Annotated in this window: 9 protein-coding genes; all 9 read right to left on the bottom strand. The window is 57.0% G+C overall.

The genetic code is table 11. The annotated features are described in order from the left end of the window. Positions 1-115: 115 nt before the first annotated feature. A complete protein-coding gene (locus SLH49_RS21275; protein ID WP_320271160.1) occupies positions 116-670 on the bottom strand; it encodes a hypothetical protein in 555 nt (184 codons plus the stop codon). Next, complete coding sequence (locus tag SLH49_RS21270; RefSeq protein ID WP_320271159.1) at positions 667-6669, bottom strand: filamentous hemagglutinin N-terminal domain-containing protein; 6003 nt, start codon at positions 6667-6669, stop codon at positions 667-669. Before SLH49_RS21270 ends, SLH49_RS21275 begins: the two co-directional genes overlap by 4 nt. Before the next feature lie 15 nt (positions 6670-6684). Continuing rightward, positions 6685-8307, bottom strand: coding sequence for a ShlB/FhaC/HecB family hemolysin secretion/activation protein (locus tag SLH49_RS21265; protein ID WP_320271158.1), 1623 nt, complete (start codon positions 8305-8307; stop codon positions 6685-6687). 8 nt (positions 8308-8315) lie between these two features. Next, the gene (locus tag SLH49_RS21260; RefSeq protein WP_320271157.1) at positions 8316-9122 is read right to left on the bottom strand and encodes a tetratricopeptide repeat protein; all 807 of its coding nucleotides are present in this window, start codon (positions 9120-9122) and stop codon (positions 8316-8318) included. Between the two features lie 381 nt (positions 9123-9503). After that, complete coding sequence (locus SLH49_RS21255) at positions 9504-9737, bottom strand: SDR family NAD(P)-dependent oxidoreductase (protein ID WP_320271156.1); 234 nt, start codon at positions 9735-9737, stop codon at positions 9504-9506. A gap of 8 nt (positions 9738-9745) precedes the next feature. Next, on the bottom strand, positions 9746-10021 hold the full coding sequence (locus SLH49_RS21250; protein WP_320271155.1) for a hypothetical protein: 276 nt from the start codon (positions 10019-10021) through the stop codon (positions 9746-9748). 83 nt (positions 10022-10104) lie between these two features. Beyond that, on the bottom strand, positions 10105-10956 hold the full coding sequence (gene phnE / locus SLH49_RS21245) for a phosphonate ABC transporter, permease protein PhnE (RefSeq protein WP_320271154.1): 852 nt from the start codon (positions 10954-10956) through the stop codon (positions 10105-10107). Then, entirely contained in the window at positions 10953-11894 is a 942-nt protein-coding gene (gene phnE, locus SLH49_RS21240; protein ID WP_320271153.1) for a phosphonate ABC transporter, permease protein PhnE, read from the bottom strand. Before phnE (SLH49_RS21240) ends, phnE (SLH49_RS21245) begins: the two co-directional genes overlap by 4 nt. 57 nt (positions 11895-11951) lie before the next feature. Beyond that, positions 11952-12866: a phosphate/phosphite/phosphonate ABC transporter substrate-binding protein gene (gene phnD, locus SLH49_RS21235; RefSeq protein WP_320271152.1), complete on the bottom strand. Its 915-nt coding sequence runs from the start codon at positions 12864-12866 to the stop codon at positions 11952-11954. Between the last annotated feature and the right edge of the window lie 7 nt (positions 12867-12873).

Genomic DNA, 12873 nt, shown 5'->3' with positions numbered 1-12873 from the left:
ATACTGAACCAAAACTTGAAGCTATATTATCAACTAAAATGTAGCCGACCTGCACGTGGTGCATCTGGTACTCACGCTAGCGCCATAATCCAGCAGACTAGAGGCCGAAAAAGGTTCATTCGCGTCGCTTTGAGATTTCAATAGCTTTTGTTAGCAGTTCAGGATCTTCTCCTTCGGATAGATATTCCAACTGATCATCGGTGGGTGTGAAAGAGACTTTCTCCAGGTCTTCTGTCCGCTTCAAGTAGGCGTAGTCAATCAAATCAGCTCTGCCCAGACTTCGTCTCACCGCACGCCGCCTTTCAACGTCAGCTGTAAGTTTCTTAGGAAGCGCGATATCCCTTGCCCAAGTTATCATGGCATCTGAGACTTTCTTGGCAAAGTCTGAATCAAATTCGTCGGTTTCGAACTTGTCCGTGTTATTCCCACCGAACGGTTTCGGACCACCCCAACCAAGTTCGATTGCAATTCTAGAGTAGCAGTTATCGTAACGGCTCGCTTGCGCGCGGAAAACCTTCGGCCTCAAGTTACGTTTATAGACTGGTCCCATGCTAACCTGACGTTGGCCAATATCTATGAAGAACCGAGGGCCATCAGAGGTTTTTGACAGCGTCCAGCCTTCTTCAACAAGCAAAGCGGTTTCATCGTCATTGAGGGCTAAGCCGGTCAATGCCGCACCTCTTCTACGACAATTTTTAAGCCGTCTATCTCAGAGAGGGGCCTTCCCGCAAACTCCGTTGGAAGGCCTAGGTCACTTAGCTGGTTAGAATTCATTGAAGCGCTGCCGTTCGCTATCTCCGGATAGATCTGTCGTTGATTAGGCGTCAAATCAGCATCCCCTGTCTTAACTTCGATCACATGTAATGTCCTCGTATCAGGATCGTAGACCATGATATCGGGGCGACAAGTTGAGCAGCCGTCGGCTGCACTAACCGCCCGATTTTCAATAAGCCTTGCGTTCTCACCGTAAGTTTCACGTAGCAAATCGAGCTCCGCTTCAACTGCCGCATTGTGTGCCGCACTACCTTTGTCAAATCGCTGCCTGACCTCAACATAGCCTTCGGGCGAGCGCGGTATTTCACCTGCATCCAACTTTCTTTGGACGTAAGCATCGTAGTCCGCTTGTGGGTATGGGCTGCCTTCAGGCAGAACCCTGTTTGGCAAACCAGGAACGGCATTGAGCGCCTTTAGTGCGACACCGGCAGTGCCTGCGCTCGCTGTGGTGACTGTCACCGTTGCTGACAGATCGCCCAGGATTTGCGCAGCTCCATGCCAGTCGCCCGCTTCCTCCAAGGCGCGTGCCTCGTCAAGCTTGGCGACAACATCTTCATAACCCGCCTGAACCGTCCCAACCGGATCGGTCACCGCGGCCCAGATTGATTGCCCGATCAACTCAAGCTGTTGTTGTGCCGTCTCGTCTCCCGCAACCGCCGCCGCCGTGATGCTTGCCAGATCGATAGTGCCGGTGACAGCATCAACAGGTATTTGCTGCAGCGCATCAAAATAGGCGTTTTGCAGGACCTCCGATTTATAGGCGGCGAACAGATCACCGACGCCAAGGCGTCCATCGGTTTCCTGCTGAATCCCAGTGTGAATACCACCGTGTGTGTACTCAGAAAACAAAAGACGGGAATCAAGCGTGCCTGCACGGATATGCACTGCGAAGCTTTCATGCGCCGCGCTCAGATCTGCGAAGGCAATGGCGCAAGCCGCAGATGCCATATCCAGACAGGCCATCTTGAACTGCCGGTCGCGTTCTGCATCAAGTGCGTTCAGCTCCTGAATGGTATCCCAAAGCTGCGCGATCTCTTCGGCTGAGCATTCGCCGGAACTTTGGCAAGCCCAAAGCCGTTCGTTAGCGGCCTGCCGCCGCACCGCTTCGTCATGATATAGGTAGTTGTTCAGAAAACCTGATTTCGCGATGGAGCCGCCGCCTGAGACGTTCTCAGCAACGCCGCCAGATGTCAGAAAACCTGCCGTTGCTCCGACAAGCTCGGCTCTGTTGGTAAAGCTGGCCCGCCATGCCGCATAACTCTCACCATCAGTCTCATCCGGCGCAAAGTCCTTGGCAATCCCTGCAAACACCGACTGTGCAATTCCCGCTGCGGCACCAGAGCCACAAGAGCCGCCCAGAGCCTCACCTGCTGCACAGCCCACTACACCATGAAGAAGCGCATGCTCAAAATCACCCTCCTCAAAGAACCCGGCCTCAACCCCATCCCCGATCCCTTGTTGCAGATCCGCCATAGCGAGGTTGATCGCGGCGCTTTCCAGGCTGCTGCCAAATGCGTCAAGGAAGTCTGTGTCGTCATAAACGGCTGTTGTCAGGCCGGCGGTCAGAGTGGCGTCGATGCCCGCCTCGACAAATCCCGCAACGGTGAATTGGCTGCCGAATCCAGCTGCCTGGAATAGTGATGTCTCGGCCCAGGCCATACCCTCGAACGAGCCGCCGAATGTGTCGAGATTAACCCCGCTTGTCAGCCCGGCGGATACGGCAGAAAAGCTTGCCTCGCCCAGGATGTCGCCCGCATCCACATCACCGGCCACAACACCATCCGCCGTTTCCACCACCATCGTGGCCGCAAAGCTTTGCGTTGCGGTGTTCACAGCCGTCGTAAGCGCGGTGTTCGTTGCCGAGACGCCAATGCTTTGTGCGATCTGCAGGAATTCCAGACCGGCCATGCCTTGCGTCACGGCGATTGTCAGCAACGCCTTGAAAGCCGGGCTAAGCGCGCGCTCTTTTTCATAGAAGCTGTAGCTGACCAGTTCGATCGGTTCGTTGATCGTGTCGTCGCGGCCAAGCACGCCATCAAGATAAGCGTATTCGGCACCATCGGCGCCAGTGGGCAGCGCGATTTGCTGGACAAGGAACGCACCTTCCTCAGACCATTCGCCACCTTCGCGCCAATGTGGATCGGTGCTTGCGTTGCTGTCGTCGCCATCCGCGTCCTGCGGCCCGCCCAGATAGGCATCGGCGATGTTGAACCGGCCCGTATCCTCGTTTTCGGCAACCCAACCACCGGGATGTGTGCCGTCAATCAACGGATTGCGCACACCCGCCAATACGATCTGGGAGTTGATGTCGAAATTGACGCCACCCGCCGCCTCAATCGCGTTGAAGGTGACGTTTTCGGTGATGTCCTCCGCCCGGATATCGGTCATGATGACGCCGTTATCCTTATGCTCGACAAGGAAGTCGTATTCCACATCGATAGCCGCCAGCAGGTAGGTGGTGCCCGTGACCTGGGTGACGAACTCACCTCCCACCGTGAAGTCGACGGCCGTCAGCGTCAGGTCCGCACCGGAATTGAGGTTGATGTCGCCCGCCGCATCGGCAACCGCACCAACGGATGAAGTGATCAGCGACCGGCTATCGCGGGAATTGGTGATCAGACCACCCAGATAACGCGTGCTTTTGTAGCTCGACCGCGCACGCACATCCGTGGGTGCGGTGAATGCAGAACTGCCGTTGACAGAAACGAGTGACAGTTGACCGGGGGCAAGGTCGTCATTCGGCACACCCGGAATTGTGAAACGGCTGCCCTCGACAAGGATGTTGTTTGCAGCAACGCCAGTGATTGAGGCGCCCGTGATTGTCGTCACCTGGTTCGTGACATCCAAAGTCTGCGACCGGCGGATCTTTTTGCGGAAGAAGTTACCGCTTTTGCGCGCCCGGTCGCGGAAATAGACATCCCTCACCGCTGCGAGAACCAGATCACCGTCTTGCGCGATCAAACCGACATCGCCACCAGCAGTCAGGTTCGCCCCTTCCAGCACAATGTCGTTCTGGCCAGAGGCATTGCCCGACGACAAAAGCATGATATCGCCACCAGCGGTCAGACTGGTGGTCAGGTTGTCAAAGCGCTCGACCCGATCACGGTTTGACCCGCTTGTCTTCCCGGTTTCCGAGACCAGCGCGAGGGCGCCAATCGTGATATCGCCACCGGCGATGAGCGTGATGTTATCGCCTGCGCTGATCTCTGCCCCGGCGGTAGTGATTGCATCCCGTGCTGTCAGAACGATCGTGCTGCCTGCCTCAAACCTTGCGGTCTGCAAGGCGCGGTCTTCCTGATCCGTCCAGCCGGAATTGGCAAAAAGACGGGCGAAGGCGGGGTTCGCATTCGGCAGGCGGATCAGTCGGATACCACGTTCGGTCACCACCGTCCGGGCATCTGTCACAATCTCGATATTGTTGCCTACCACGGCGATATTCTCGGCCGAGACCGTGCCGCCGGTTGACCGGAACGTATCGCTCACCGCGATGCTGATCGTATCGGTCGCGCGGATACTGCCCGCATTGTCAAAATTGTCCGTGCGGAAATCCACATTCCGCCCGGTGATCATCGCCCCGCTCAGACCCGCAAAACGGATTTCGGGGTTGGCGAGATAGACTTTCGGCGCCAGCACGCGCTGGCCGTCAATCACTGTCTCTTCCAGCCAGATGATGTCACTGGTCAAGGCACCAATCTGGTCAGGGGTCAATGCCACGCCGGGCGTTAGATCGAGGTTTTCAAGCTCATTGATCGCGTTGTTGTACATCGCCTCGATCTGCCTGCGCTCATCAACACCGGTGATCAGGATCAGCTGGCCCAAAAGCTCTTGCAGTTGTTTGCGGATCAGCAGCGCCTCGGCATAGGCATCACCAAACCGGCGCAGTTCGGGGTCATATTGGATGGCGCTGAGGAAGTAGTCAGACGAGACGAATTGATCGAGATCCACAAATTCCGGACGCGTTTCGACAAGGAAATCCGCATCGGGATCTTCGTTGGGTATTAACAGGTCCGGGTTGCCGATATCGTCAACATTCACATCCGTCAGGTCGACGTCAGTCGGCCTCGCCCGATCATCGGTTAGGGCTGTTGCGGCCCCATTGAAGACATAGCCGGAAATCGCGGTGCCATTGATGTCACCACCCGCCTCGATCACACCAAAGTCCGCACCAATGAACTCCAGCCCGCCACCATTATCGCGGTAATAATTCTGGCCAATATTGGTCAGGCTGTTTGCGGCGATGTTGATGTCGCCAAAGGCCGAGATTGTGCTGAATGCGTTGACGGCATCTCCGGCATTGATGGTGATATCCCCGGCAGAGATGATGCGCGAAGCGTCAGAGGTAAACGTGATAGACTGGTCTTCGCGGATCTCTTCGTAGCAGGTGTCGCGTTCACAATCCGCCTCGCCCTGGTCACCGGCTGTCGTCACACCCGCTGCCAGGTCGGGCCCGTCCCGTTCGTTGCGAAAGCTCAACGCAGCAATGCTGATATTGCCGCTGACTGTCTCAACAACACCGCCAAACTGGTTGATGAAGGCATCGGCGCGCGTGTTGTCATCGCCGCCAATTGTGATGCCACTGTTGGACACGATGCTGCCGCCGCGATTGGTGATCGTCTCATCACTGCGCAGGACAAGCGATGTGTCACCAAACATCAGCCCTTCATTGGTCAGGTCCAGGCTCGTGGTGACAAGCAGCCCACCTTCCGTGGACGCAAGCGTGCCGAAATTCATCAGACTATCGACCTCAACACGCATCGTCTCGGCTGAGACAACATCAGCACCACCACCAACGCGGAACGCCCCTGTGATATCGAAATCAAATCTGGTTGCGGTCAGTTCCGCATTGGCACCAACATCCAGATCGCGTCCGACCGTCAGGATAGCCGCGCTGTCCGCCACCAGCTTGGCATTGGCAGCCAGCACAAGATCCTCGGCACTGGTCACATCGACATTTTGCTGGGCGACCACGTCGCCGCGTACCTCAACCTCTTCAGCCCGCACTGTCACATTCTGCGTCGCGCTGGCATTGTTCATCACCAGCCGGCCATCGGCGGTGATCGTCATGCCACCGGCATTGGCCGCCATGTTCTGCGGGGCACGCACGCCCACCCCCTCTTCGGTTGAGGTGATGGTAATGGAATTAGCAAACATCCCGCCAAGCGCTGTTGAATCGATTGCAAGCGACGGTTTGGTCGAGCCATCATCAGGCTTCGCTGTCACTTCGCGCGTCGCATAAACGATGTCATTGCGCCCCGCGACAATGCGGATGCGCTGGCCACTGACCACGCCGCCAACACGCACCTCGCGGGAAAGCAGGTCAAAGGTCGTGGTATCTGATGCATCAAGTCCGCTTTGCCCGATCCGTACTGCGCCATTATCCACCGAAAAACCAGTGAACCGCTCGCCTTCAAATGTCGGCGTGCCGGTTGTGATTGTCAGGCGATTGGTGTTGATGAACCCGCAGCCATCACAGGTGATCCCGTTCGGGTTCGCTACGATGACGTCCGCACGCTGCCCGCCGACCTCGAGAAACCCGTTCATGACCGACGGATTGGTTGACGTCACCTCATTCAGGATCACCCCTGCCGCCCCACCGGTGAGATTGCTGTTGCCCTGAATGATGCCGCCAAGCTGGGTGGTCGCCGTATTCGTATCGACGTTGTTGAGGATCGCACCGCCCGCGCCCACGCCGAACTCGGTAAAGGTGTTGTGCGAGACACCATTCGCATCCGGCGTCTGGATCATCACCATTGGCAGGCCGTTGGCGGTGTCAATGACCTGCGGGCCACCGCCATCGGCCACAATGGATTGCGCCATCAATGGTTGTACGCTGATAAGCGCGGCACAAAGTGCCGAGATCGCATTCTTGAGATATCTTTTCATCTTCTGTGCCATCTCAATCATCCTTCATCAAAAACGCGCAGAAATCGAGGCCGCAAAAATACCATCTGGTAAGGTCACGTCTTCCGGGCCGCGTAGCAATTGCTGCCAGCTGAAATCAGCCGAATAGGTGCCGCCTACCAAGCGCATGCCAAGTGCAGAGCCGACCAGCGTGGGCGAATAATCCCTGCCAGGAATATCCGATATGCCAAAATCAACGCCCGCATAGGCCTGGATGCGGCCAAGACTTGGCGGCAAAGGGACGTCCGGCCCCCAGATCAGATCATTGCGCAAATAGGCGCCGGAACTGGTGGACAGCGTGCCGACCCCGTCAAAAGTCGGGTCGCTACTTGCCAATTGGCCGCGATCATCCTCGCTGTCATTATTTGTCGCAATCCCGCGGACCGTTGAGTATCCCCCGATGGAGAATTGATAATTAGGATAAAGATCATCCTCGGAATACTGCCCGCGCAGTGTTCCGGAATAGCTGATCTGCCCGATCCCGGTCTGCCATGGGCGAAAGAAGTTTACGCCAAAATCCGCTAGCTGAAACTGCGCATTCGGACCGACAAGCGGGTCCGGTGCCACCTCGGCGCCAAATGCGTCCAGCCCCTGCTCATAGCCCAGTTCCGCTGTCAGGCTTCCGCCCAGAAACTCACGTTCATGTTCCAGATCAATGCGGGCGCTTGCCAATGTCCGACTAGACGCGTTGATTTTGATCTCGGCGATGCGATTGACATTCTCGCGGCGTTCAATCGTCGAGGACAGGATCGTCTTGCTGATCTGATTGCGGTGCATCACCCGCGCAACACCAAGTGTTGCCGTTTCCGTCCAACCATCTGTGCCAATTGTCGAAATCGGACCCAGCGTATCAGTCTCATAGCCCGAATACTGATACGTCGTCTCAAACGCCCAACGACCATAGGGAAAGCGCACAGACGCGCCGACATTCTCGGACGCGGCACCGCCTGTGTCAGAAGAGAATGGATATTCCTCGGTCCCGCGCGACAGGTTCAACGCCCAGCTTTCGTTCAGACCCAGCAGATGATCATAGGTCAGGTTGATCGTGCCCTGATATTGTCCGCTGCCCGGTGTGCCCTGATTGTCAGCCGCAATCCGCGCGGTCCAGGGTTTGTCGGCCGTCGCCGTCACCTCCAGAACGGATTCCCCTTCCTCTTCGCCCGCGCTGATTTCCATTGTCGCATTATATGCGGGCATCCCGCGGATAATCTCCAATCCCTGCTCGATCTCACGCAAGTTGGCGGACTTGCCTGCCAGATTGGGAAAGACGATCTCCTCCCAGATCGGCCTGCGTTCGCCGTTAAAGAGCACCTCGGCCAACTCGCCTTCAACCACGGTGATTTCAAGCGACCGATCCGCGATGTTCTGCTCGGGCAAATAGGCGCGTGCGGTGACATAGCCCTTGTCGACATAAAGAAACGTCACGGCCTCAAGCGCGCCATTGATCCCTTCAATGTCCAGACATTGTCCGCGAAAAGGGGCAAGCGCATCATCGACCTCGGCGGATGAAATAAGTGTGATCCCGGTCACATCAATCCTGTCGATCGGGATGCACGTGATCTGCGCCTGAACGCTGCTTGCCAAAACGGCGAATACGCCGCCAAGCGCATATTCTCTCGGTGAAGTAGGCACAGCGCGGATCAGTTTCCGTCCGCCGCTTCCTCTTCCAGGATACGCGCTTCGGTCCAGGCACGGGCCAGCGCTTGACCCTCGGCAATCTCTTCGGCTGTCAACTCCGCTTCAATTTCATCCCGCAGTATCCCCGCATCGGCCAGACCACGAACAACGGCGAGGTTGGCATAGGAATAGGCCGTGACGGGATCAGGCGATGCGCCAATCATCAGAAGCTTGGCATATTCATACATGCCGCCCGCATTCCCCAGATCTGCCGATTGTTTCAGATATTGTGCCGCTTGTTCGAGGTTGCCAGCATCAATAGAGGTCTGCCCAAGCACGTTCATGGCAAGGATATTCCCTTGCCCCGCAGCACCTTGCCAATATGACAGCGCAACCGCATCGTCCTGAGCCACACCACGACCGGCGCGGTAAGCCAGACCACAATTAAGCTGACCATCCGGGTCACCCGCATCCGCCGCCGCACATAGGAGCCGGGTGCCCTCGACATAATCGCGCAACAGCACGCGGCCCTCATGATACATCAGCCCCAGCCGGACCTGCGCCTTGGTCGAACCGCTTTCCGCCGCGGCACTGTAAAGATTCGCCGCGCGCATCTCGTCCTGTTCAGTGCCCAACCCGAGCTCGAACAGACGGCCAAGATAGAAGGCACCTTCGCCATCCCCGGCCTCATATGCTGCCGCAAATTCCGTCGCGGCGCCCGCCACGTCGCCATCATTTAATAGCGCGACGCCAGTCTCAACATCGGCAAGGGCCGGAACTGTCCAGAAAATGGCAACAAAACAGGAGGTTAATGTGGAACCGTAGCGCATATCACATCCATTTCAGAGTACGTGTTAAGAGAACCGTTAATCAACCGAGAGACGAATCGTCAACGGGCCGTTAACCAGTTCTCGCAAACTGTCACGTTGCTGCACGAAATCGCCGCAATTGCTCAAAGGTCGATAGGTTCAGTCACATCGGCGCCAACTGGCTGATCTTGGTGTGTTGCTACGTTGAGTTTTTTTCGCTCGTAACAGTACCAATGCCTGTTTCCTGCTTTCGCCAGCCCAGGCAGAAGAAGTTGCGGATTGTTGTATGTGGGACATCGAAGTGGTTTGTGATCTCGCTCCACACCGTCAATCAAACGCGCAATAAAACGTTGTCTTAGGCGATTGCGGCAGACGCAGCCTCCTTGGTGCAATCGTCCAAACCTACGGATCCAGGAAAACCCTGATCAATGCCATAAAGGAGAAACTTCGTCGGCTACGCCCCCATGCCAGGTAGGCGGATCTGTGCCCGACAAAAGAGGAGGTGAAGACGATTGAGCCACCACCACGTCTACGCGTCGCTGGTATTTGATACTTGGCTGCATAGAACCCACTGTTGAAGTTCACCGCCATAGCCTTGTGCCATTTCTCTTCGTCCATGTCGGGAATAGGTAACATGTCTCCCGTCACACCGGCGTTGTTGAACGCACCGTCGAGGCCACCAAAACTCGCTTCTGCGCGTTACACGAGTTCGGCTGCGTATCCGCTCCCTCCAACATCCCAGCCACAAAAACTGCTTCACATCTACCGACTGAGATCTCGTTGACGACTTGCTCAAGCAGTTGAGCTCGACGCGCACCGGGGACCAGTTTTTCGCCCTCCACCGCGAAGATCTTCGCGACCGTAGCTCCAATGCCGCTGCTTGCAACGGCATTAATAATAGTCTTTCCGTTCAAAAGCATTCCCGTCTCCGTTTGTTGAACTGTTGGGAGGTGCCTCGTCTATCCGTGCGGCGCGACCGACCCTTTTTTCGATCCTGCGCTGCTCATTTTGCCAGGTCCGCCTTGCCGATCAGGCGTTGGCGGATCAGGCCGGACAGCCAGTCGATCAGGTAGACCATCGCGATGATCAAAAAGATGATCGACCAGGCCTCACCCCAGCGATAGGCAGCGATGCGGTCAGACAGAAGGAACCCAATGCCGCCTGCGCCCACGATCCCCAGGATCGTGCCGGAGCGCACGTTGGATTCGAAGTTGTAAAGCAGGATCGACAGGATCACCGGGTTCACTTGCGGCATGATCCCGAAACGGATCTGCTGCAGCCGCGACCCGCCAGAGGCTTTGACGCCGTCGATGGGACGTTCGGATGTGTTCTCAATTGCTTCCGAGAACAGCTTTGAGAACGTGCCGATTTCGCTCACCGCGATGGCAAGGATACCAGCCAGCGGGCCAAGGCCAAAGGCACGAATGAAGATAAGGGCGAGGATCAGCGTCTCAAACGCACGGATCACGTCAAACCCGCGCCGTGCACTATGCCGCCAAAAGGTGAAGCGGTTGATATTCTTCGCCCCCAGAAACGACAGCGGGAAAGCAAAAACGGCCCCCAGCACGGTGCCAAGGAAAGCGATGGCCAGCGTCTCGCCCAGCCCGTTAAGGATTTCGGAAAACTCTTCCCACGTGGTCCAGATGTAGGGCGGGAACATGAAGCTCGCGACGGTGCCAAGTCGTTCCAGGCCGGTCCATATCCGCTGCGGGCTGAAGTCAAACGCCCAGAGGCAGTAGCAAAAAAGCCCGATCATGAAGACCCGCAAGCCAATCTTGCGCGCCTGCACCGCGGGCGGATCACGGAAGGCGAGGGGTACGCGGGCGCGGGCGACTGCGATATCTTCAGGTGTCATGCGCGGAACCCTTCCATACCGATGATCCGGTGGCGCAGCTTTTCAGAGCCGTAATCGATAATCATCACCGTCACGAAGATGATCACGAAGAGCGCGGACAAATCGGTGTATTCCTGAAAGCTCATCGCGACGCGAAATTCCTGACCCAAACCACCGGCACCGACATAGCCGATGATGGATGAGGCGCGCACGTTGATCTCGAACCGCAAGAGCGTGTAGCTGATGATGTTGGGCATGACCTGTGGCACCGCGCCATAGCGAATCTGATCAAACCAGGTGCCGCCCGCCGCTTTGACCCCTTCCAGCGGACCCATATCGATGTTTTCGTTGACCTCGGAGTAGAGCTTGCCCAAGGCGCCCGCCGCATGCAGCCCGATCGCCAGCACACCCGCCATCGGCCCGACGGAAAAGCAGAAGACAAAGATGATCGCCCAGACCAGCTCTGGCACAGTGCGTGCGATTTCCAGGTAGCGGCGCGTGATCCACAGCACCCATTTGTTCGGCGCAAGGTTGCGCGCAGCGGGGAAGGACAACAGGAACCCGCCGATGACGCCCAGAACGGTCGCCATGTAGGCGATCAGGATCGTCTCAAACAAGAGTTCCAGCCAGGTCCGCCAGCGCCAGAACCACTCGGCCAGATCAGCGCCTAGAGTTTCCCAGCGCAAGACAGGGATCATTTGCGAGATGAACTCGCCAAGCCGGGGAATGCCTGCTGCGATGACCCAGCGCCATTCGCGCGAGCCATCGGGCATGGTGACCTGCGTGACCCGAAAGAAATCGCCGAGCCAGGATGTGATCATGAAAACAATGAAAAACAATACCGATCCAATCAGCCATGCGCGGCGTGATGATTTGCGGGCTTCTGCAAACTCGGCCTCAAACGCGTCAATCTGGGAATGGCCCTGCGGCGCAAAGGCGGGATCGGTAATGGCTGTCATCGGGAACCTCTTGAAACGTCAGGGCAGGCCGGATGGCCTGCCCCCATACGATACAGATCAGCCGCTGCGGCGCTGGTCCCGGATCCATTCGCGCATGTCGACGATCCACTGATAGCGTTCGTGGTTCACGCGCTGAAAACCAACTTCTGGGTTCTCGTTATCTGCTGTCCAAGAGGAATAGAGCTTGTAACCTTCGGGATCCGCCGTCGGGAAGGCTTCAATCGCGGTCGTGACGTCTTCGATCAGCTCTTCGGGCAGGTTAGAGCGGAAAGTCCATGGCCCCGACGTGATTTCAGGGCTTTCCCAGATCGTGCAGATCTCGCCGGCGGTGATCATGCCCTTGTCTTCCATGCGCGTGTAGACAGAGCTTTGCGGGTTATCCATCCAGGTGGCAGCCGTATCAAACGTGCCGTTATAGACGCCCTGCACACCGGCCTCGTGGCTGCCGGAGAAGGTGACGGTGCCGAAAAACTCTTCGGGGATGATCTCTTCGACATTGATCATGTTGAAGTAAGGTACGGCGTAGCCGGACGTGGAATCCGGATCGGCAAAGGCATGCACTTTGCCCTCAGCATCCGCGAGGCTTTCGATACCGCTGTCACAGCGTGCAACGACGATGGAGTAATACCCGGTCGAGCCGTCCTGGTTCAGTGTCGTTAGTGTTGGGATCACGCCGCCATTTGTGGCGGTGTATGCAGCCGCATAAGAGGACGACCCGAAACGGCCGATTTCGATCTGGTCAGCGGCCATCGCCTGGATCACGCCGTCATAGTTGCCTGCGGTGAAGATCTCGACCTCGACGCCCAGCTCCTCTTCAAGGAACGCGCGCAGCGGTTCGTTCCGCATCAGGCGGTCCTTTTCGTTCTCGCCCGACAGGATGCCGAATTTCAAAACGGCATAATCCTCTTTCCAGGCCAATGCCGGTGTAGCAACAAGTGCGCAAAGCGCGGTTGTGGTTAGAAAACGCATCATTGATCTC

The sequence above is a fragment of the Cognatiyoonia sp. IB215446 genome, from assembly GCF_033963825.1.
GTDB lineage: Bacteria > Pseudomonadota > Alphaproteobacteria > Rhodobacterales > Rhodobacteraceae > Yoonia.
Note: the sequence above shows the minus strand (reverse complement) of the source record. Positions and strands in the feature narration are given on the sequence as shown.